At 62.9% G+C, this 20,410-nt stretch carries 18 protein-coding genes and 1 tRNA gene; 15 read left to right on the top strand and 4 right to left on the bottom strand.

Features of this window, described 5'->3' with window-relative positions:
- Nucleotides 1–18: 18 nt before the first annotated feature.
- The 7 genes from B5E67_RS04235 (at nt 19) to B5E67_RS04205 (ending at nt 6,786) form a co-directional block, all read left to right on the top strand.
- Nucleotides 19–1,293: an O-acetylhomoserine aminocarboxypropyltransferase/cysteine synthase family protein gene (locus B5E67_RS04235; protein WP_087246695.1), complete on the top strand. Its 1,275-nt coding sequence runs from the start codon at nt 19–21 to the stop codon at nt 1,291–1,293.
- Nucleotides 1,294–1,332: 39 nt separating this feature from the next.
- Entirely contained in the window at nt 1,333–2,256 is a 924-nt protein-coding gene (metA, locus tag B5E67_RS04230) for a homoserine O-succinyltransferase (protein WP_087383137.1), read from the top strand.
- A 48-nt stretch (nt 2,257–2,304) separates the two neighbouring features.
- Complete coding sequence (locus B5E67_RS04225) at nt 2,305–3,348, top strand: P1 family peptidase (protein WP_087383134.1); 1,044 nt, start codon at nt 2,305–2,307, stop codon at nt 3,346–3,348.
- A gap of 30 nt (nt 3,349–3,378) precedes the next feature.
- On the top strand, nt 3,379–3,954 hold the full coding sequence (locus B5E67_RS04220; protein ID WP_087246698.1) for a nitroreductase family protein: 576 nt from the start codon (nt 3,379–3,381) through the stop codon (nt 3,952–3,954).
- Between the two features lie 297 nt (nt 3,955–4,251).
- Complete coding sequence (locus B5E67_RS04215) at nt 4,252–5,133, top strand: transporter substrate-binding domain-containing protein (RefSeq protein ID WP_242956764.1); 882 nt, start codon at nt 4,252–4,254, stop codon at nt 5,131–5,133.
- Between the two features lie 182 nt (nt 5,134–5,315).
- Nucleotides 5,316–6,026 (top strand): amino acid ABC transporter permease, encoded by a 711-nt coding sequence (locus tag B5E67_RS04210; protein WP_242956762.1) that lies wholly within the window; start codon nt 5,316–5,318, stop codon nt 6,024–6,026.
- Nucleotides 6,016–6,786 (top strand): amino acid ABC transporter ATP-binding protein, encoded by a 771-nt coding sequence (locus tag B5E67_RS04205; RefSeq protein WP_087363956.1) that lies wholly within the window; start codon nt 6,016–6,018, stop codon nt 6,784–6,786. The genes B5E67_RS04210 and B5E67_RS04205 overlap by 11 nt, the downstream gene beginning before the upstream one ends.
- A gap of 144 nt (nt 6,787–6,930) precedes the next feature.
- Here the strand turns inward: B5E67_RS04205 and dnaK are convergent, their stop codons facing one another.
- On the bottom strand, nt 6,931–8,751 hold the full coding sequence (gene dnaK, locus B5E67_RS04200) for a molecular chaperone DnaK (RefSeq protein WP_087383131.1): 1,821 nt from the start codon (nt 8,749–8,751) through the stop codon (nt 6,931–6,933).
- 104 nt (nt 8,752–8,855) lie between these two features.
- Entirely contained in the window at nt 8,856–10,013 is a 1,158-nt protein-coding gene (locus tag B5E67_RS04195; protein ID WP_087383128.1) for an SseB family protein, read from the bottom strand.
- Between the two features lie 335 nt (nt 10,014–10,348).
- Between B5E67_RS04195 and B5E67_RS04190 the strand changes: the two genes are divergently transcribed.
- From B5E67_RS04190 to B5E67_RS04175, 4 genes are all read left to right on the top strand, one after another.
- Nucleotides 10,349–12,103 (top strand): ABC transporter ATP-binding protein, encoded by a 1,755-nt coding sequence (locus tag B5E67_RS04190; protein ID WP_343286509.1) that lies wholly within the window; start codon nt 10,349–10,351, stop codon nt 12,101–12,103.
- Nucleotides 12,100–13,893, top strand: coding sequence for an ABC transporter ATP-binding protein (locus B5E67_RS04185; RefSeq protein WP_087383125.1), 1,794 nt, complete (start codon nt 12,100–12,102; stop codon nt 13,891–13,893). Before B5E67_RS04190 ends, B5E67_RS04185 begins: the two co-directional genes overlap by 4 nt.
- A 162-nt stretch (nt 13,894–14,055) precedes the next feature.
- Nucleotides 14,056–15,882, top strand: a complete 1,827-nt coding sequence (ftsH, locus tag B5E67_RS04180; RefSeq protein ID WP_087246703.1) for an ATP-dependent zinc metalloprotease FtsH — start codon at nt 14,056–14,058, stop codon at nt 15,880–15,882.
- On the top strand, nt 15,879–16,421 hold the full coding sequence (locus tag B5E67_RS04175; protein WP_087383122.1) for a DUF308 domain-containing protein: 543 nt from the start codon (nt 15,879–15,881) through the stop codon (nt 16,419–16,421). Before ftsH ends, B5E67_RS04175 begins: the two co-directional genes overlap by 4 nt.
- A gap of 91 nt (nt 16,422–16,512) precedes the next feature.
- Here the strand turns inward: B5E67_RS04175 and B5E67_RS04170 are convergent, their stop codons facing one another.
- Both B5E67_RS04170 and B5E67_RS04165 read right to left on the bottom strand, forming a co-directional pair.
- Nucleotides 16,513–17,463, bottom strand: a complete 951-nt coding sequence (locus B5E67_RS04170) for an FKBP-type peptidylprolyl isomerase (RefSeq protein WP_087383119.1) — start codon at nt 17,461–17,463, stop codon at nt 16,513–16,515.
- Between the two features lie 13 nt (nt 17,464–17,476).
- On the bottom strand, nt 17,477–17,854 hold the full coding sequence (locus tag B5E67_RS04165) for a DUF3592 domain-containing protein (protein WP_087383116.1): 378 nt from the start codon (nt 17,852–17,854) through the stop codon (nt 17,477–17,479).
- A gap of 186 nt (nt 17,855–18,040) precedes the next feature.
- Here B5E67_RS04165 and B5E67_RS04160 point away from each other — a divergent pair.
- The 4 genes from B5E67_RS04160 (at nt 18,041) to B5E67_RS04145 (ending at nt 20,402) form a co-directional block, all read left to right on the top strand.
- A tRNA-Leu gene (locus tag B5E67_RS04160) sits at nt 18,041–18,127 on the top strand.
- Nucleotides 18,128–18,327: 200 nt separating this feature from the next.
- Nucleotides 18,328–18,555, top strand: a complete 228-nt coding sequence (locus tag B5E67_RS04155) for a DUF1653 domain-containing protein (RefSeq protein WP_087246707.1) — start codon at nt 18,328–18,330, stop codon at nt 18,553–18,555.
- A 5-nt stretch (nt 18,556–18,560) separates the two neighbouring features.
- Complete coding sequence (locus B5E67_RS04150; protein WP_087383113.1) at nt 18,561–19,310, top strand: formate dehydrogenase accessory sulfurtransferase FdhD; 750 nt, start codon at nt 18,561–18,563, stop codon at nt 19,308–19,310.
- A gap of 174 nt (nt 19,311–19,484) precedes the next feature.
- Nucleotides 19,485–20,402 (top strand): FMN-binding protein, encoded by a 918-nt coding sequence (locus tag B5E67_RS04145; RefSeq protein ID WP_087246709.1) that lies wholly within the window; start codon nt 19,485–19,487, stop codon nt 20,400–20,402.
- Nucleotides 20,403–20,410: the final 8 nt, after the last annotated feature.

The raw sequence follows: 20,410 nt of genomic DNA, 5'->3' as shown, positions 1-20,410 counted from the left end.
TGAAAGGAGTTTTCTGCCATGAATCGCGATACCATCTGCGTCCAGGGAGGCTACACCCCCGGCAACGGCGAACCCCGCCAGATTCCCATCATCCAGTCCACCACCTTTAAATACTCTACCAGCGAGGACATGGGCAAGCTGTTCGACCTGGAGGCCGACGGCTACTTCTATTCCCGCCTGCAGAACCCCACCTGCGACGCCGTCGCCCGCAAGATTGCGGCTCTGGAGGGGGGCACCGCTGCCATGCTGACTTCCAGCGGCCAGGCGGCCAACTTCTTCGCCCTGTTCAACATCTGCCAGTGCGGCGACCACATCGTCTCCTCCTCCACCATCTATGGCGGCACCTTCAACCTGATCTCGGTCACCATGGCCAAGATGGGCGTGGAAGTCACCTTCGTGGAGCCCACCTGCACCGAGGAAGAGCTGAATGCCGCATTCCGGCCCAACACCAAGGCTGTGTTCGGCGAGACCATCGCCAACCCCGCCCTGACGGTTCTGGACATTGAGAAGTTCGCCAAGGCCGCCCACGCCCACGGCGTGCCCCTGATTGTGGACAACACCTTCCCCACCCCCGTCAACTGCCGGCCCATCGAGTGGGGCGCCGACATCGTCACCCACTCCACCACCAAGTATATGGACGGCCACGGCGCCTGCATCGGCGGCGCCATCGTGGACAGCGGCAAGTTTGACTGGATGGCCCACGCCGACAAGTTCCCCGGCCTGTGCACCCCCGACGACAGCTACCACGGCATCACCTATGCCGAGCGCTTCGGCAAGGAAGGCGCCTTCATCACCAAGGCCACCGCACAGCTGATGCGTGACTTTGGCTGCTGCCAGTCTCCCCAGTCCGCCTTCATCCTGAACCTGGGCCTGGAGAGCCTCCATGTCCGGATGGCCCGCCACTGCGCCAACGCGCTGGCGGTGGCCCAGTTCCTGGAGAAGCACCCCAAGGTGGCCTATGTGGATTACTGCGGTCTGGAGTCCAGCCCCTACCACGCTCTGGCCCAGAAGTACCTGCCCAACGGCAGCTGCGGCGTGGTGTCCTTCGGTCTGGCCGGCGGCCGTGAGGCAGCCAGCACCTTCATGAAGTCCCTGAAGCTGGCCGCCATCGAGACCCACGTGGCCGATGCCCGCACCTGCTGCCTGAACCCCGCCTCCAGCACCCACCGTCAGATGAACGACGAACAGCTGAAGGCCGCCGGCGTTCCCGCCGAGCTGGTGCGCATGAGCTGCGGTCTGGAGTCCAGCGAGGACCTGATCGCCGACATCGCCCAGGCCCTGGATCAGGTCTGAACCCCATCCCATGAAATTGTTTGAAGGAGGCCCGCCCCCATGCCGCTGATTATCCCCAAGACTCTGCCAGCCTACGATGCCCTGTACGCTGAGAATATCTTTGTCATGCACCGGGAACGGGCCCTCTCCCAGCACATCCGGCCTCTGGAAATTGCGATCCTCAACCTGATGCCCACCAAGATTGCCACCGAGACCCAGATCGCCCGGCTGCTGGCCAACAGCCCTCTGCAGGTCCACATGACCCTGCTGCAGACCGCCAGCCACGCCGCCACCCATGTGTCGGCCGCCCATCTGGAGGCCTTTTACAAGACCTTCGATGAGGTGCGGAACTGCCGCTTTGACGGCATGATCATCACCGGCGCGCCGGTGGAGACCATTCCCTTTGAGGAGGTGGACTACTGGCCCGAGCTGTGCGAGATCATGGAGTACTCCAAGACCAACGTCTACTCCACCCTCCACGTCTGCTGGGGTGCCCAGGCCGGTCTGTACTACCACTACGGCGTTCGCAAGGAGCTGCTGCCCGCCAAGATGTTCGGCATCTTCCCCCACCGGGTCACCCGGCCCGCAAACCCGCTGGTGCGGGGCTTTGACGAGGTGTTCTACGCCCCCCACAGCCGTCACACCGGCATCTGCGTGGAGGACGTAAAGAGCTGCCCGGCCCTCCGGGTGCTGGCCTCCAGCGACGAGGCAGGGCCCTTCCTGCTGAGTACCGAGAACGGCCGTCAGATTTTCGTCACCGGCCACCCCGAGTACGACCAGCTGACCCTGGACGCCGAGTACCGCCGGGATGTAGCCAAGGGGCTGCCCATTGCGCCCCCCAAGAACTACTATCCCAACGACGACCCCAGCCAGCCCCCCATCTTCCGCTGGCGGGCCCATGCGCACCTGCTCTATTCCAACTGGCTGAACTACTACGTCTATCAGAACACACCCTACGACCTGGACAAGTTGGACAGCGTCTGATCTTTCACAGGGCCCGACAGGGCCCTGTTTTTTCAGGAGGTTTTCTCTATGGGTATCGAATCCCGCTGGGGGTTCCGGGTGGGCAGCCTGCCCCACGGCCCCCTCAACAAAATCAGCGACGTGCCCGGGGTGACGGTGGGCCACTGCACCCTGTCCCGGGGCGGCGTCCAGACCGGCGTCACCGCCCTGCTGCCCCATCCCGGGGACACCTTTCACGAAAAAGTCCTGGCGGCGTCCCATGTCATCAACGGCTTTGGCAAGACCATCGGCCTGGTGCAGATTGATGAGCTGGGCACCCTGGAAACCCCTATCCTGTTCACCAACACCCTGAGCGTGGGCACCGCCGCCACCGCCCTGGTGAAGTACATGCTGGACCGCTGCCCCGACATCTGCGAGACCACCGGCAGCGTCAACCCGGTGGTGTGCGAGTGCAACGACAGCGGCCTGAACGACATCCGGGGCCTCCACGTCACCGAGGCGGACGCCCTTGCGGCCCTGGCCGACTGCCGCGCCGACTTTGCCGAGGGCGCCGTGGGCGCCGGCCGCGGAATGCGGTGCCACGGCCTGAAAGGCGGCATCGGCTCCTCCTCCCGGGCGGTGGAACTGGACGGCCAGACCTACCACATGGGCGCGCTGGTTCTGTCCAACCACGCCAAGTTCGACGACCTGATTGTGGCAGGGGTGCCGGTGGCCCAGCGTCTGGAACAGGCCGCCCAGGTGCCGCCCCACGAGGACAAGGGCTCCATCATCACGGTGCTGGCCACCGATGTTCCCCTGTCCGAGCGGCAGCTGGGCCGGATCGCCCGCCGTGCCATTGTGGGCCTGAGCCGCACCGGCTCCTACTGCGGCAACGGCAGCGGCGAAATCGTCATCGCCTTCTCCACCGGCAACCGCATCTCCCACTACCCCCAGAGCGACCTGGTGCCTCTGCGGGCAGCGGCAGAAAACAAAATGGATCTCCTGTTCCGCGCCGCTGCCGAGTGCGTGGAGGAGAGCGTCCTGTCCTCTCTGCTCCACGCCGAAACCGTCACCGGCCGGAACGGCCTCACCGTCCGCAGTCTGGCCGACCTGCTGCAGGGCCGGCCCGACTAACCCCCATCATCCGGAAAGGAGAACGCTGAAATGGACATCATGGAACTTCTCGCCACCCGCCGCACCTACCGCCGTTTTGCCCAAAAGCCGGTGCCGGCCGACGTCATCGCCGACATGATTGAGGCAGTGCGCCTGTCCTCCTGCGGGGCCAACCGGCAGGCTGTCCGGCTGGTCATCGCCGCCAAGCCCGAGGACGTGGCCCGCATCCAGCCCCTGGTGAAGTGGGCCGCCTATCTGCCTCCCGAGCAGGGCACCCCCAAGCCGGAGGAGCTGCCCACCCTGTTTGTGGCGGTGGTGCAGGACACCACCATTCCCGGGGACCTGGACACCGACACCGGCATTGCTCTGGCCAACCTGACCCTGGCCGCCTGGGCCAAGGGTGTGGGCAGCTGCATCATGGGCGCCATCGACCGTCCCCGCCTGACCCAGCTGCTGGGCCTGTCTGAGACTGAAAAGCTCCACACCATGGTGGCCCTGGGCTATCCCACCCACGACGCCCGGGTCGTTCCCCTGACGGTGGCCACCGGCGTCAAATATTACCTGGACGACAACCGGGACTACTGCGTCCCCAAGCGCAGCGCCGAGGAAATCGCCCGCTATCTGTAAGTCCCCTGGTTTTGGCCTCCGCCTTTTCAGGCGGGGGCTTTTTTGCTGGAAGGGGCCCAAAGTAATTTGCATATATACGACGATTCAGATCGATTTGCGTATAAGTTATCTCAAATTGGTTTCAAATCACTCGTGTTTTCTGCACAAGGCTTGACTTTTCAATTTGTACAAACTATACTACTGGTTGTCGTCGGGAGGATTCCCGACTAAACGCCGCATCGTGTGTTTGCGGCCTATGGGCGGGTCGCCCGCCCCTGCATGAATTTGTTTTTTGCAAGATAAGAGGAGTGTATGAATATGAAGAAGATTTCTCGCCGCAGCTTCCTGGTGGCTGCCGGTATTTCCGCCGCTATGGCTCTGACCGCCTGCTCCAGCTCCAGCTCTTCCACCGCCGCTTCCAGCACCGCCAGCAGCGCTGCTTCCGCCGCTGACTCTGCTGCTTCCTCCACCCAGGCCATCCAGACCCTGGACGACCTGGCCGGCAAGGTCGTGGGCGTCCAGCTGGGCACCACCGGCGACCTGCTGATGAGCGAAGAAGTGGGCGAGGGCGAGGACAAGCTGGGCATCGCCAGCGTCGAGCAGTACAACAAGGGCGCTGACGCTGTGCAGGCTCTGCTGACCAACAAGATCGACGCCGTCTGCATCGACGACCAGGTGGCCAAGAACTTCGTCGAGGCCAACCCCGATCAGCTGACCACCCTGGACACCGCTTTCGCTGAGGAGAGCTACGCCATCGCCGTCAGCAAGGAGAACCCCGACCTGACCGAGGCTTTCAACACCGCCATCGCTGAGCTGAAGGAGGACGGCACTCTGGACGCCATCCTGGACAAGTACATCGCCAAGGTGGAGGGCGCCGAGGGCTACACCACTCCCGAAGGCACCGAGTACCCCAACGGCACCCTGGTCATGGCTACCAACGCCGCCTTCGAGCCCTATGAGTACATCGAGAACGGCGAGATCGTGGGCATCGACGCTGAGTTCGGCAAGGCTCTGTGCGACAAGCTGGGCTACGAGCTGCAGATCGAGGACATGGAGTTCGACTCCATCATCGCTGCCGTCAACAGCGGCAAGGCTGACTTCGGCATGGCCGGCATGACCATCACCGAGGAGCGCCAGGAGCAGATCGACTTCACCGATACCTACTGCACCGCTGCACAGGCCATCATCGTGCTGAAGTAAGCGATCTCTAAAAAAGAGAAAAACTCTTTACAAACTGCAATTTTTGTGGTTTTATAAGAGATGCGGAGGACAGAGCCCGGGTGCGAATCCTGGATCTGTCCCTTCTCTTTATGTATATATGCATAAAAATTCAAAATCTGTGCATATTTGTTCCACCCCGTCTGCCCTGCAAGGAGGATTCCATGTCCATGTTCCAAAACCTGTGGGCGGAGCTTGTCAGCGAGTTTACCGCCACCTTTATCACAGAGCAGCGCTATCTGCTGTTTCTGAACGGTTTGAAAACCACCCTGATTGTCGCCTTTGCGGCGGCGGCTCTGGGCGTTGTGCTGGGTTTCATTCTGGCCTACATCCGCACCACCTATGACCAGACCGGTCGTCTGCGGATCCTGAACGCCCTGGCCAAGGTCTATCTGACCGTCATCCGCGGCACCCCCACCATGATCCAGCTGCTGATCATGTACTTTGTCATCTTCGGCTCGGTGAAGATCGACAAGATGCCGGTGGCCATCCTGGCCTTCGGCATCAACAGCGGCGCCTATGTGGCCGAGATTTTCCGCAGCGGCATCATGAGCATCCCTCCGGGACAGATGGAGGCCGCCCGCAGCCTGGGCCTGAACTACACCCAGGCCACCTGGAAAATCATCCTGCCCCAGGCGGTCAAGAACGTGCTGCCCGCCCTGGGCAACGAGGTCATCGTCCTGCTGAAGGAGACCTCCATCAGCGGCTACATCGCCCTGCAGGATCTGACCAAGGCCGGCGACATCGTCCGCAGCCGCACCTACAGCGCCTTCTTCCCCTATATCTCGGTGGCTGTGATCTATCTGGTGCTGGTGCTCTGCCTGGAGAAACTGCTGAATTATATGGAAGGGAGGCTGGCACGCAGTGACCGCTAAAGAAAAAATCATCGAAGTCCGCGGGCTGAAAAAGACCTACGGCGGCGAGAAAAAGCGGGGTTACAAGGGCCTGACCCCCACCCTGGACGTCCTGAAAGGGATTGACATTGACATCTACCGCGGCGACGTGGTCTGCCTGATCGGCCCCTCGGGCTGCGGCAAATCCACTTTTCTGCGGTGCCTGAACCGGCTGGAAAAGCCCACCGGCGGCGTCATCAAGTTTGAGGGCATCGAGGTCAACGAGGACCACATCGACAAGCTGCGCCAGAAGATGGGGATGGTGTTCCAGCACTTCAACCTGTTCCCCCACATGACGGTGAAGGAAAACCTCTGCATGGCCCCCACCCTCCTGAAGCTGAAGTCCAAGGAGGAAGCCGCCCAGAAGGCGGAGGAACTGCTGGCCCGCGTAGGCCTGTCGGACAAAGCCGACGTCTACCCCGCCAGCCTGTCCGGCGGCCAGCAGCAGCGCATCGCCATCGCCCGGGCCCTGGCCATGGACCCCGACGTGATCCTGTTCGACGAGCCCACCTCGGCCCTGGACCCCGAGATGGTGGGCGAGGTTCTGGCCCTGATGAAGGAGCTGGCCCACACCGGCATCACCATGCTGGTGGTCACCCACGAGATGGGCTTTGCCCGCGAGGTGTCCAACCGGGTGATCTTCATTGATGAGGGAACCATCCAGGAGGACGAGCCCCCTGAGGAGCTGTTCTCCAACCCCAAGAACCCCCGGCTGAAAGCATTCCTGTCCAAAATGCTCTGATAGCAACAAAAACCCGGCAGACGGTGCCCCGTGCACTGCCTGCCGGTTTTTTTGTTGGGTTATTTCTGACGAAGATACTCGAACCCATCCAGCAAAAAACCGGCAGCCCATGTTTTCCACAGGCTGCCGGGGAAGGGTGAAAAATTACAGGTTGCTGTTTTCCGAGCCGGCGTCGGTGCCGGTCTCCTGGGTGTAGAGGATCATCAGATGGCTGGCGCTGGCCTCCAGGGTTTCCTTGGCCTGGCGGAGGGCGGCCTCCTCGGCGTCGTTCATCTTCTCAGGGTGGTCCTTGCGGATGCTCTTGCGCAGGGCGGCCAGATCCGCCTTGATCCGGTTCTTTTCCTCTTTGTCGATCTCCTTTTTGCACTTGGAGAGGGCCTCGTCCACCTTATAGGCCAGAATCTCGGCCTGGTTGTGGAGCTCCAGACGGCCCTTCCGGCGGCTGTCCTCCGCCTCATAGGCGGCGGCGTCCGCCATGGCCCGCTGGATTTCGCTCTCGGACAGGTTGGTGGAACCGGTGATGGTGATGTTCTGTTCCCGGCCGGTGCCCAGATCCTTGGCCGAGACCTTCACCACGCCGTTGACGTCGATGTCAAAGGTCACCTCGATCTGGGGCTTGGAGGAGAACCCGGCCCGAATGCCGCCCAGCTTGAACTTGCCCAGAGACTTGTTGTCTTTGGCAAAGCGGCGCTCTCCCTGCAGGACGTTGATTTCCACCGAGGTCTGCATGGGACGGGCGGTGGTGAAAATCTGGCTCTTGCGGGTGGGGATCATGCTGTTGCGGGTGATGAGGGGGGTGGCGATGCCGCCCAGGGTCTCAATGGACAGGGTCAGGGGGGTGACGTCCATCAGGACCAGGCCCTGCGCTGCCGCGCCGGTGGCGCCGGCCAGCTTGCCGCCGCCCTGCAGCAGGCCGCCCTGGATGGCGGCGCCCATGGCCACGCACTCGTCGGGGTTGAGGGTGTGGCTGGGCTCCATCCCCAGCAGCTCCTTCACCTGGCGGGTCACCGCCGGCATCCGGGTGCTGCCGCCCACCAGCAGGACCCGGCCCAGATCGGAGGCCGACAGTCCTGCATCCCGCAGGGCGTTGTTCACCGGCTCGATGGTGCGGGCCAGCAGGTCGCTGGTCATCATCTCAAACTGCGGACGGGTCAGGGTGGCGTCGATGTGATGGGGGCCATCCTTGCCCACCGCGATAAAGGGCAGATTGATCTGGGCCGAGGGGGCGCTGGACAGCTCCTTCTTGGCCTTTTCGGCCTCCTCTTTCAGACGGCCCATGGCGGCGGGGTCCCGGGTCAGGTCGATGCGGTCGGTCTTTTTGAACTCCTGCACCAGCCAGTCCACGATCCGGGCGTCAAAGTCGTCGCCGCCCAGCCGGGTATCGCCGCCGGTGGCCAGCACCGTAAAGGTGCCGTCCTCGATCTCAATGATGGACACGTCGAAGGTGCCGCCACCCAGGTCATAGACCAGAATCTTCTGAGGGGCCTCGTTGTCCAGACCATAGGCCACTGCGGCAGCGGTGGGCTCGTTGATGATCCGCAGGACGTTGAGGCCCGCAATGCGGCCGGCATCCTGGGTGGCCTTGCGCTGGCTGTCGTCAAAGTAGGCCGGCACCGTGATGACCGCCTCGGTGACCTTCTCGCCCAGATAGCTCTCGGCGTCCCGGCGCAGCTTGGACAGAATCATGGCGCTGATCTCCTGGGGAGTCAGATCCTTGCCGTCGATATGCACCCGGTAGTCGCTGCCCATCCGGCGCTTGATGCTGGACACCGTCCGGCCTGCGTTGGTGGCCAGCTGGCGCTTGGCCGCGCCGCCCACCAGACGCTCTCCGTCCTTGGTAAATGCCACCACCGACGGGGTGGTGCGCTCGCCCTCGGCGTTGGTGATGACCACCGGCTTGCCGCCCTCTACCACCGCCACACAGGAATTGGTGGTGCCCAGGTCGATCCCGATCACTTTGCCCATATGTGAAACCCTCTTTTCCTTCTATGCCTATGCCGGGACAAAACGCGCGTCCCGATTTCAGTCTTTGTTTCCCCTTTATTGTAGCGTGTGAATATGGCTGTTTTTCAGCTTAAATGTAAAGATTCTATGTTCACCTGGGCTTCCAGCTCCTTCATCCGCTCGGGAAGCCCCGCGGTGCCGGCGTAGGTCTTGCGGATATAGGCCTGCATCTCCCGGACGGCGGTGCGCAGTTCCCGCTCCACCGCCTCGTCCTTCTCCTCCCGGGACAGCAGATTCAGTCCGTGGATGGCCTCGGCCAGAAGCCGGACCATCCGGTCGGTGTCGGTGCTGCTGGCCTCGGTCTGGGCCAGCCGCAGGCACACCACCGGCCAGCTGGTGATATCCATATCCATCTCGGCCATGGACCGGGCCTTGCGGTAGGCCATCAGGGCCTTGCCAGGGTCCCCCGGGGTCCGGGCGGTGCCTGCGCCGTACCGGTCCCCCAGAGCCACCTGGGCCAGCACATCCCCCCGGGCGGCGGCCTTTTTCCACAGGCTCAGGGCCTTGCGGCGGTCTTTGGCGATGCCCAGGCCCCGGTCATAGCATTCGGCCAGACGCCGGATGCCCTCGGGATAATCCAGGGCCGCCGCCGTGGCGAAGAGGGGCTCCGCCTCCTCCCATTTGCCCTGGCCGGCCAGTTCCTGCCCGCGGCGGGTTTCGGCCTCGCCGGGGGTATCCTCACCGCCCCGGGCATACACCAGGCCCCGCATGATGCTCTTGTCCAGCGCGGCCGACCTGCCCCAGGGATTCACCACCAGGCCGGTCCAGTCCTCCCGGCCCAGAGCGTCCTCCAGCACCTGCTGGAAGGGCAGCTGCACCACCGGCAGGCCCAACGTGGCGGGGTTGCCGTCCGCCTCCTCCGGCTTGGTGAACACCGGCAGCATCTTCTGACCCTTGGGGGTGGTGAGCACCCAGAAGGGCAGTCCTTCCGCCCGCTGGGCCGGGATGGGACTGCCCGCCCAGCTGAACTGGCTCCGCTGCCCGCCGGGGGACAGCTGAACCGGCACCAGCACCTGGGTCTGCATCTGCAGGGCATAGTTCAGCCCCTTGATGAGGGCCCAGAAGCGGTTTTCCCGCTCGGCGTCCCCCGCCTGATACAGCCGCTGGATGGCCAGTTCCACCGCCGGGCACCCGGTAAACACCGGGCTGTACCGCAGCGGCGCAGGCTCTTTTCTCCGGTTTTTGACCGGCCGGTACCGGATCTGTTTCTTCCCGCTTGCCATGGGTGACCTCCTGCCTCTCCATCGGCGCGCCGCAGACGGCACGCCCTCCGGGAACGCCCGCGGCGGAGCCGCGTCCTTCCGGCGTTTCCCGGGGCCGTCCCGAGCAGTTTTTCTGCCCCTGAAGGACGGCGTTTAAGGCTTTTTTTCTGTATTTGCTTTAGTATAGCAGGATTTTTCCCTTTCGACAACCAGTTCCCGGGGAGCTGAAACGCGGTCTTGGCTCTTTTGCCGAAAATCAGGACTTATATCTGGTAATTTCGCCCGCCGAGCGGTATAATGAAATCAAAACCAATCACATTACAGTGACAAAGCGCCGGGAAAGGAGCGTTATTCATTTGAAACAGATGCTTGTCTATCTGAACGGCTACAAAAAGGAGAGCTTCATCGCCCCCCTGTTCAAGATGCTGGAGGCCTGCTTTGACCTGCTGGTTCCTCTGGTGATGGCCGACATCGTCAACGTGGGCATCGCCGCAGGCGATTCCCGCTACATTCTGACACGGTGCGGGCTGCTGCTGTTGCTGGCTCTGGTGGGCCTGGCCTGCAGCGTCACCGCCCAGTATTTCTCCGCCAAGGCGGCGGTGGGCTATGCCACCGCCCTGCGGCACGCCCTGTTTGCCCACATCCAGTCTCTGGGCTTCTCCGAGATGGACACCATCGGCACCAGCACCCTCATCACCCGGATGACCAGCGACATCAACCTGGTGCAGAGCGGCCTGAATATGTTCCTGCGCCTGTTTTTGCGCAGTCCCTTCGTGGTGATCGGCGCCATGGTCTGCGCCTTCACCGTCAACATCCAGGCGGCCTTGATCTTTGTGGTGACCATTCCGGCGCTGTCGGTGGTGGTGTTCAGCATCATGGCCGTCACCCATCCCCTGTACAAAAAGGTACAGGGCAAGCTGGACAAGGTCTTGGGCCTCACCCGGGAAAACCTCACCGGCGTCCGGGTGATCCGCGCCTTTGGCAAGGAGGCCAGCGAGACCCAGCGCTTTGAGGAGACCAACGGCGGCCTGACCACTCTCCAGCTCAAGGTGGGCCATCTGTCCGCCCTGACCAATCCCCTGACCTATGTGCTCATCAACCTGGCCATTGTGGCCCTGCTCTACACCGGCGCCATCGAGATCAACGTGGGCCGGATGGCCTCGGGCGACCTGATCGCCCTGGTGAACTATATGAACCAGATCCTGGTGGAGCTGGTCAAGCTGGCCAACCTGATTGTTCAGATCAGCAAGGCGGTGGCCAGCGCGGGCCGTGTCCAGGCCATCCTGAACACCAAGCCCGGCATGGCCTTCCCCCAGGTCATCACCGGCAAGGCTCCCGCCCGCGACGGGGACGCCGTCCGCTTTGACCATGTGGGCCTGACCTACGCCGGAGCCGGCGCACCCAGCCTCACCGGCATCACCTTTACCGCCCGCCGGGGGGAAACCATCGGCGTCATCGGCGGCACCGGCGCCGGCAAGTCCAGTCTGGTGAACCTGATTCCCCGCTTTTACGACGCCACCGACGGCGCAGTGGAACTGTTCGGCCGGCCGGCCTCGGCCTGGCCCCGGGAGATGCTCCGCAGCCGGGTGGGCGTCGTCATGCAGAAAGCCCAGCTGTTCACCGGCACCATCCGTTCCAACCTGCTTTGGGGCAACCGCAGCGCCACCGACGCCGACCTGTGGGCGGCTCTGGAAACCGCCCAGGCCGCTGAATTCGTCCGGTCCAAGCCTCTGGGTCTGGACGAGCCGGTGGAACAGGGCGGCCGGAACTTCTCGGGCGGCCAGCGCCAGCGCCTGACCATCGCCCGGGCTCTGGTGTCCAAACCCGACATCCTGATTCTGGACGACAGCGCCAGCGCTCTGGACTTTGCCACCGACGCCGCCCTCCGGAAGGCCATCGCCGCCCTGCCCGGCAGCATGACCGTCTTTATCGTCAGCCAGCGGGCCGCCAGCCTCCAGCACGCCGACCGGATTCTGGTGCTGGACGACGGCCACATGGTGGGCTGCGGCACCCACAGCGAACTGCTGGAGCGCTGCCCCGTCTATCAGGAAATCTATGAGAGCCAGTTCAAGAAGCCGTCCGAACTGCTGAAAGGGGGTGCCCCGGCATGAGTAATCCCAAGAAAAAGAGTCCTCTGTCCTCGGCCGAGAGCCAGGAGGCCATGCGCCGGGTGCTGGCCTATATCCGCCCCTACCGCATCTTTGTGGCGGGCAGCCTGCTGGTGGCCGCCGTCAGCGTGGCGGCCCAGCTGTATATTCCTCTGCTGTGCGGCGACGCCATCGACCTGATGATTGGTCCCGGCCAGGTGGACCGCTCGGGGGTGTGGGGCATCATCCTGCAAATTCTGGTGGTGATGGTGCTGGCCGCCCTGGCCCAGTGGCTGCTGAGCGTCTGCAACAACAAGATCACCTTCTCGGTGACCCGGGACCTGCGCAACGACGCCATTCACAAAATCCAGTCCCTGCCCCTGTCCTATCTGGACAGCCACCTCTCCGGCGACATCGTCAGCCGGATGGTGGCCGACGTGGACACCTTTGCCGACGGCCTGCTGATGGGCTTCACCCAGCTGTTCACCGGCGTGCTGACCATTCTGGGCACCCTGCTGTTCATGTTCCGGGAGAATGTGCTGATTTCCCTGGTGGTGGTGCTGATTACCCCCCTGAGTCTGGTGGTGGCGGGCTTCATCGCCCGGCACTCTTACGGCTATTTCCACCAGCAGAGCGCCGTCCGGGGCGAGCAGACCGCCCTGGTCAACGAGATGATCGAGGGCCAGAAGGTGGTCCAGGCCTTTGGCCACGAGGCCGAGAGCATGGCCGCCTTTGACGAGGTAAACCAGCGGCTGCAGGATGTCAGCCTGAAAGCCACCTTCTTCTCCAGCCTGACCAACCCCGCCACCCGCTTTGTCAACAACATCGTCTATGCCGGCGTAGGTCTGGTGGGCGCCTTCTACGCCGTGGCGGGAGGCATCACCATCGGCCAGCTGAGCGTCTTCCTCAGCTACGCCAACCAGTACGCCAAGCCCTTCAACGAGATTTCGGGCGTGGTCACCGAGCTGCAGAACGCCCTGGCTTGTGCGGCCCGGGTGTTTGCCCTGCTGGACGCCCAGGACCAGATCCCCGAGGCGGCAGACGCCGTCACTCTGACCCCCGACGGCCACGTCCAGCTGCAGGACGTCTCCTTCCGCTATCTGCCCGACCGGCCCCTGATCGAGCATTTCACCCTGGACGTCCAGCCCGGCCAGCGGATCGCCATTGTGGGCCCCACCGGCTGCGGCAAAACCACCCTCATCAACCTGCTGATGCGGTTCTATGACGTGGACGGCGGCAGCATCTCGGTGGCCGGCACCGACATCCGCCAGGCCACCCGGGCCTCTCTGCGGGGCAGCTACGGCATGGTCCTGCAGGACACCTGGCTGCGGGCCGGCACCGTCCGGGAGAACATCGCCTACGGCAAGCCCGACGCCACCGACGAGGAAATCATCGCCGCCGCCAAGGCCGCCCACGCCCACAGCTTCATCTGCCGTCTGCCTGAGGGCTACGACACCGTTCTGGCCGAGAACGGCGGCAACATCAGCCAGGGCCAGAAACAGCTGCTGTGCATTGCCCGCGTCATGCTCTGCCTGCCCCCCATGCTGATTCTGGACGAGGCCACCAGCTCCATCGACACCCGCACCGAGGTCCGCATCCAGAAGGCCTTCGCCAAAATGATGCAGGGCCGCACCAGCTTTATTGTGGCTCACCGGCTGTCCACCATCCGGGAGGCCGACGTCATCCTGGTGATGCGGGACGGCAAGATCATCGAGCAGGGCACCCACGACACCCTGCTGGCTCAGGACGGCTTTTATGCCAAGTTGTACAACAGCCAGTTTGAAGGGGTGGACCAGGCCGACAGCGCCTCCTGATCCCTGTTTTTTCGCGCTCCTGCGCCCTCCGGGCGCGGGGGCGCTTTTGTTTTCACTTTTTTAACACTTTATCCATGCCTGTGCCGCATAACAGGGCTACACTTAGCATGTCAAGAAAATTGTACGGTAACGTACAATCCACCCAGAGGAGGAGACTGCAGTATGAAAGAAGTCAAAAGTCCCAAAAAGCCTCTGATCTACTACTATGTGCTGGTGCTTGCCATCCTGTTTCTGTTCAATATGATTGTGCCGACCTTCCTGATGGCGCCGCAGATCGAGACCGTCGATTACGGCACCTTCATGGACATGATCGAGGAGCAGGACATTGGCCGGGTAGAGATCACCGACAACGAGATCACCTTTACCAACAAAGACGACTCCAAGATCTATCAGACCGGCGTCATGTACGACCCGGGCCTCACCGAACGGCTTCACGAGTCCGGCGCAACCTTTGCCAGCGATGTGGGGGACGAGGGTTCCCCCATCCTGAGCTTCCTGCTCTCCTTTGTGCTGCCGCTGGTGATTTTCATCGGCCTGGGGCAGTACATGAGCAAAAAGATGATGGAGCAGATGGGCGGCAAAAACGCCATGTCCTTCGGCATGGGCAAGAGCAACGCCCGGGTCTATGTCCAGTCCTCGGACGGCATCCGGTTCGCGGATGTGGCCGGCGAGGATGAGGCCAAGGAAAACCTGGCCGAGATCGTGGACTATCTCCACAACCCCAAGAAATACACCGACGTGGGCGCTTCGATGCCCAAGGGCGTCCTGCTGGTGGGCCCTCCGGGCACCGGCAAGACCATGCTGGCCAAGGCCGTTGCCGGCGAGGCCGGAGTCCCCTTCTTCTCCATCTCCGGCTCGGAGTTTGTGGAGATGTTTGTGGGCATGGGCGCATCCAAGGTGCGCGACCTGTTCAAGCAGGCCAAGGAAAAAGCCCCCTGCATTGTGTTCATTGATGAGATCGACGCCATCGGCAAAAAGCGCGACGGCCAGCTGAGCTCCAACGACGAGCGGGAGCAGACCCTCAACCAGCTGTTGACCGAGATGGACGGCTTTGAGGGGAACAACGGCGTCATCATTCTGGCGGCCACCAACCGGCCCGAATCCCTGGACCCCGCCCTGACCCGGCCCGGCCGGTTTGACCGCCGGGTACCGGTGGAGCTGCCCGACCTGGCCGGCCGTGAAGCCATCCTGAAAGTCCACGCCCGCAAGATCAAGACCGAGCCGGATGTGGACTTCCACACCATCGCCCGGATGGCCGCCGGCACCTCGGGCGCCGAGCTGGCCAACATCATCAACGAAGCCGCCCTGCGGGCGGTGCGGGCCGGCCGGACCACCGTATGCCAGGCCGACCTGGAGGAGAGCATCGAGGTGGTCATCGCAGGCTACCAGAAGAAAAACGCCATCCTCTCGGACCAGGAGAAAAAGGTGGTGGCCTACCATGAGATCGGCCACGCCCTGGTGGCGGCCAAACAGTCCCACTCGGCGCCGGTGCAGAAAATCACCATCATCCCCCGCACCTCGGGTGCGCTGGGCTACACCATGCAGGTGGAGCAGAACGACAAGAACCTGCTGACCAAGGAGGAGCTGGAGGACAAGATCGCCACCCTCACCGGCGGCCGGGCCGCCGAGGAAGAGGTCTTTGGCCAGATCACCACCGGCGCTTCCAACGACATCGAGCAGGCCACCAAGCTGGCCCGGGCCATGATCACCCGCTACGGCATGAACGACGAATTCGATATGGTGGCCTTTGAGACGGTGAACAACCAGTATCTGGGCGGAGACACCTCTCTGGCCTGTTCCGCCGAGACCCAGCAGGCCATCGACCAGAAGGTGGTGGCCCTGGTCAAGCAGCAGCACGCCAAAGCCCGCAAGATTCTGGCGGACAACCGGGAGGCCCTGGACCGTCTGGCCCGGCACCTGTACGAAAAAGAGACCATCACCGGCGAAGAATTCATGCAGCTTCTGGCGGAAGGGGGCGCACAGCAATGAGAGGTCGTTCCGGTTTTGGCTGGAGCCAGTTCCTGATGGGAATCTGTCTGATTCTGCTGGGCGCCTTCACCTTTATACGGCCCCGCAGCATGTTCACCGGCATTGCGGTCCTCTACGGCATCGCCGCCGTGGTCACCGGCATCTATGACATTGTCATTTACATCAAGGAGGAGCGGTTCACCGGCTTTGGGCCGGTCATCTCGCTGGTGTCCGGCATTCTGAGCATCATGACCGGCATCGCCCTGCTGGCCTACCCCGGCATCGCGGAGGGCATTGTCTCCCTCCTGTTCCCCCTGTGGTTCATCACCCACTGCATCAGCCGCTTGACCCATGTGGGCATCATCCGGCTGCTGGGCGGCTCCTTCTACTACTATTTCTCCCTGATCGTGAACATCCTGGGGCTGATTCTGGGCTTTATGATGCTGTTCCAGCCCTTCCTGGCCCTGTTTACGGTGGGGTATCTGGTGGCGTTCCTGCTCATTGCCTTCGGGATTGACTGCATCCTGATGGCCTTCACCGACATGGGTTCCCGCTGGTAAATTGCCATTCCCCGGCCCATTCCATGGGCCTTCCTGCCAAAACACCCCTGCCTCCCTTTCGGGAAGCAGGGGCGTTTTTTCTGGTCATTTTTTACAGGGTGTCCACCACCGTGGGTTCTGCCGGAGGGTCCAGCAGGGTGGAGTGGGCCACAATGTAGGCGGCGGCCCGCTGGGCGGCCAGTTTCTGACGGACCTTTCGGGCGTCGTTGGCGGGGAAGGTCTTTTCCCCGTCCCGGCGAGGGTCCCAGGCTTCCAGCTGTGCCTGGACCTCCTCCTGGGTGGGCCAGAAGCCCTCCTTGTCCGCCACCATCAGCAGGCCCAGACGGCTGCGGAGGTTCCGCTCGGCCTCGGCGTGGAGCTCGGCCCGGAATTCTTCCACCGTCTGGCCCCGGACCTGCAGGTACTGGTCAAAGTTGACCCGCTGGGCCTGCAGACTCAGGTTGAAGCGGCGCTGCTCGGCAAAGTAATTCCCCGCCACCAGCTGTTTGGGCAGGGGGCCGGTGACCTGGTCGCCCAGCTGGGACACCAGTTTCCGCTCGGCCAAAAGCCGGGCCTGCTGGCACCGTCTGGCGTAAATCTCCGCCGTCACCCGCTGGCGCAGGGCGGCTTTGCCGGCCTCGTCGGCGGCCCGGTCCTCGGCGCCGTGGCGCTGGTTGATTTCCAGCTCCAGGGTCAGCCGGCGGATGGGCCGGGGCTCAATGGCCTGGACAAAGCCGGTATACCGGCCCAGGGTCAGGGGCGGCAGGGCGAAAAACTCCGCCTCCGCCCGGAATCCCTCTTCCTCGTTGACCGCCAGCAGGCTGAAGTCCGGGTCGGTCACCGGCACCAGATCCGCCTGGGCCACTGCCTGAGCCCAGACCGGCGAAAAGCCATCCGGCGCCAGAATCGCCGCGTTGACCGCCTCGGCCAGCTGGTCCTCTTTGGACTGTTCGGGGTGGGCGGCCTGCTGGGCCGCCAGGGCCCGGCCCAATTCCTCTGCATCGGCCCGGAAAGTGATCTTCCAGGCCCCCGGCTCGCCCTGATAGAGATGTTCCAAAAGCATTGCGTTCTCCCCCTTACATTCCCATCAGCACAAAGCCCAGCAACAGCAGCAGCGCCGCCAGCACATAATAAATCGCCTCGGCGCCCAGCACCGCCTTGTCCCCCTCCACATAGACCTTTTCGGGGTGGTCGGGGTCATAGTAGAGGGTCACCTGGCTGCCCTGGGAAAAGCCCTTGGCCTTGCGGGGCATGGGGTAGGGCAGACGGCGGGTATTGCCCGCCGGCGTGGTAAACTCCAGCGCCAGGGATATGCCCTCCCGGGTCTGGATGGTGCCGGCCACCTGGGCCTGGACCTTCTCCCCTCTGGTTACCAGCGCGCGGCGGCTTTTGGTGGCCCGCAGGCCCATCACCAGCATCAGCAGCGCGCCCGCTGCAAAAATCACAACATTCATTCCATGCTTCTCCTTTGATGCGATAAGATGGATTTTATTGTACCATATTTGCAGCGCGCAGAATGCAGCAAAATCCGCCCGAAAATTTGTCAGAAAAATTTGAAAAAGCCTGTTGACAACCGCCGCCTTTTGCGCTATAATAGCAAACGTTCCGGGCGACCAGACAACACAAACAAAACAAAATATGCGGATATGGCGGAATTGGCAGACGCGTTAGATTCAGGTTCTAATCGGGGCAACTCGGTGGAGGTTCAAGTCCTCTTATCCGCACCAAGACGATCTCAGAAATGAGATCGTCTTTTGTTTTATCCGGCAGCCGGCGGGCGTCCTGACAGGGCGCCCGCTTTTTGTTTTGCAGAGCAGCAGGCTCTCCCCTGTTTTGCGGTCGGCTGGAAAACATGGTATAATACCCGAAGGATATGACTTTTGACCGGCGCACAGCCAGGAGAATCACACAAAACAGGAGAATGACTATGAAGCCTTTTCAGTACGATGTCCGGCCCGGGCGTTACCGCCATTTCAAGGGAAACGAATACCAAGTGATCGGGATGGCCCGCCACAGCGAGACCGAAGAAGAAATGGTGGTCTACCGTCCCCTGTATGGGGAGGGCGGCCTGTGGGTGCGTCCGGCCTCCATGTGGTGCGAGCAGGTGGACCGGGACGGCAAGGTGCAGCCCCGCTTTACCTATATAGGAGAATAAGGCCTATGCAGATTTATGATGCCTTTGGGTCCCGGCCGGGCTGCGGCCCGGCCCGGCTGCCGGACGGCACCCCGGCGGTGCTGGCCTGTGAGCATGCGGCTTCCATCCTGGTCAACGGACAGCCTGCCTTCCGGGTAGTGTGCACCCCGGCGCTGCTGCCCCAAATGGCGCTGGGCCGTCTGCTGACCGAGGGCTGGATCGCATCGGCCGGAGAGGTGGACCGGATTTCGGTCTGCGCCGACGGGTCCCGAATCGAGGTGGAGCTGATCCACCCGCTGGCGGCCCCCCGGGCCGCCGTCCAGGAGGTGGCCAGCAGCACCGACAACCTGCCTCTGGCCCGGCCTGCGGAACTGCATTCCCTGCGCCCCTCTCCTTCCCTGGCCCTGGAACCCGAATGGGTGGACACCCTGACCGCTGCCATGAGCGCCGGGCTGCCCCTGTACCAGGCCACCCGGTCGGTTCACAGCTGTCTGATCATGCGCCGCGGGCAGATTCTGTACCAGTGCGAGGACATCGGCCGCCACAACGCCCTGGACAAGGCGGTGGGCTGTGCTCTGCTGGGCGGTGTGCCGCTGGCTGAGTGCATCCTGTACACCAGCGGCCGGGTGCCGGAAGACATGGTGCGAAAAGCCATCCGGGCCGGGGCCGGAGCCCTGGTCAGCAAGAGCATGCCCACCCTTTCCTCCCTGGATTTGGCAGGGAAATACGGCCTGCAGCTCCTGTGCGCCAGGAAGCACCCGCGCTCTGTGTCATAAAATGTAAAAGGATGGCTACAAAATGAGAAAAATTTAACAGTTTGCGTTGACTTACTTTTCAGACCCATGATAGAATACCAGTGAGGAGACCGTTCCGCTTGTTGCAGCAGGCCGAGCGGTCATTTTCATGGAGGGATCTTTCCCCTATGCAGACAAAAACAGGTAGGTGATAGCATGAAGCAGGCAACCAACCCGTTTGCCCCGGCTCCGCTGTGGCGCAAACGACTGCCGGGCTATGCGGCCATGGGCGTTGCGACCATTGCAATGGCGGTCGGTCTGATCTCCTTGCAGAACGCACGCACCACGGTTGCAGGTACTCTGCTGCCGGTGTCTGAGGCGGATGCAGCCGCCTACGGCATCAGCGCAGTGTACCAGCTCGACGATGGCAGCTACCGCGTGGAGGGAACCAAAAAAGGCTTCCAGAGCGATGTGCAGGCTGCCGTGACCATGGACGCGGAGGGCAATGTTTCCAAGGTGGAGATTCTCTCTCAGGGAGAGACCGACACCCTGGGCGGCCAGTGCGTCAACCCGGAGTTTACGTCCCAGTATGAGGGCGTGGCTCCCTTCACGCTGGCAGGCAAAACCTACACCGTGACCGATCCGGCCACCGGTGCAGTCTATGCCGCTGCCGGCGCAGCGTCGGAGGAAGCTCCTGCCGCCGAGGACTTCGACCCCACCCAGTGGAATGTGTCGGATACTTCCGCGGAAGCAGAGGCCACCCGCAAGATGTATGCAGCCGGTCTGACCCTCTCGGCCATGAACGGCCAGCCCCTGAGCGATGAACTGGCTCCGCCGCTGGACTCCAGCCCCGAGGCTGTGGCACGGCGCAACCTGTACACCGCCGGCCTGAGCAAGAGCGCCATGGACGGCCAGGAGCAGGCAGTACCCTTCGCCGATCAGACCCCCGAGCAGCAGGCCGCTTACCGCATGGCTCAGGCTGGTCTGACCACGACCCAGACCGAGTCCGGCGCGGTGGGCGCCAACCTCACCGAGGTGGACGCCCTGTCCGGCGCCACCATTACCTCTGCGGCGGTAACGGACATCGTCAACAATTCGTATTTCTATGTGACCGAGGTGCTCTGCGCAGAGTGACCTCAACG

It is taken from the genome of Faecalibacterium sp. An122, from assembly GCF_002160895.1.
In the GTDB taxonomy this organism is placed as follows: Bacteria; Bacillota; Clostridia; order Oscillospirales; family Ruminococcaceae; genus Faecalibacterium.
This window is presented reverse-complemented; position numbering and strand designations above follow the sequence as displayed.

Bases quoted from the DNA above. Each gene is read 5' to 3' on its own strand.
- B5E67_RS04235 (WP_087246695.1), top strand. From the start codon at position 19: ATGAATCGCGATACCATCTGCGTCCAGGGAGGCTACACCCCCGGCAAC.
- B5E67_RS04170 (WP_087383119.1), bottom strand. From the start codon at position 17,463: ATGCTTTTGGAACATCTCTATCAGGGCGAGCCGGGGGCCTGGAAGATC.
- B5E67_RS04175 (WP_087383122.1), top strand. From the start codon at position 15,879: ATGAGAGGTCGTTCCGGTTTTGGCTGGAGCCAGTTCCTGATGGGAATC.
- B5E67_RS04225 (WP_087383134.1), top strand. From the start codon at position 2,305: ATGGGTATCGAATCCCGCTGGGGGTTCCGGGTGGGCAGCCTGCCCCAC.
- B5E67_RS04165 (WP_087383116.1), bottom strand. From the start codon at position 17,854: ATGAATGTTGTGATTTTTGCAGCGGGCGCGCTGCTGATGCTGGTGATG.
- ftsH (WP_087246703.1), top strand. From the start codon at position 14,056: ATGAAAGAAGTCAAAAGTCCCAAAAAGCCTCTGATCTACTACTATGTG.
- B5E67_RS04145 (WP_087246709.1), top strand. From the start codon at position 19,485: ATGAAGCAGGCAACCAACCCGTTTGCCCCGGCTCCGCTGTGGCGCAAA.
- B5E67_RS04215 (WP_242956764.1), top strand. From the start codon at position 4,252: ATGAAGAAGATTTCTCGCCGCAGCTTCCTGGTGGCTGCCGGTATTTCC.
- B5E67_RS04220 (WP_087246698.1), top strand. From the start codon at position 3,379: ATGGACATCATGGAACTTCTCGCCACCCGCCGCACCTACCGCCGTTTT.
- B5E67_RS04185 (WP_087383125.1), top strand. From the start codon at position 12,100: ATGAGTAATCCCAAGAAAAAGAGTCCTCTGTCCTCGGCCGAGAGCCAG.
- B5E67_RS04195 (WP_087383128.1), bottom strand. From the start codon at position 10,013: ATGGCAAGCGGGAAGAAACAGATCCGGTACCGGCCGGTCAAAAACCGG.
- dnaK (WP_087383131.1), bottom strand. From the start codon at position 8,751: ATGGGCAAAGTGATCGGGATCGACCTGGGCACCACCAATTCCTGTGTG.
- B5E67_RS04150 (WP_087383113.1), top strand. From the start codon at position 18,561: ATGCAGATTTATGATGCCTTTGGGTCCCGGCCGGGCTGCGGCCCGGCC.
- B5E67_RS04210 (WP_242956762.1), top strand. From the start codon at position 5,316: ATGTCCATGTTCCAAAACCTGTGGGCGGAGCTTGTCAGCGAGTTTACC.
- metA (WP_087383137.1), top strand. From the start codon at position 1,333: ATGCCGCTGATTATCCCCAAGACTCTGCCAGCCTACGATGCCCTGTAC.
- B5E67_RS04155 (WP_087246707.1), top strand. From the start codon at position 18,328: ATGAAGCCTTTTCAGTACGATGTCCGGCCCGGGCGTTACCGCCATTTC.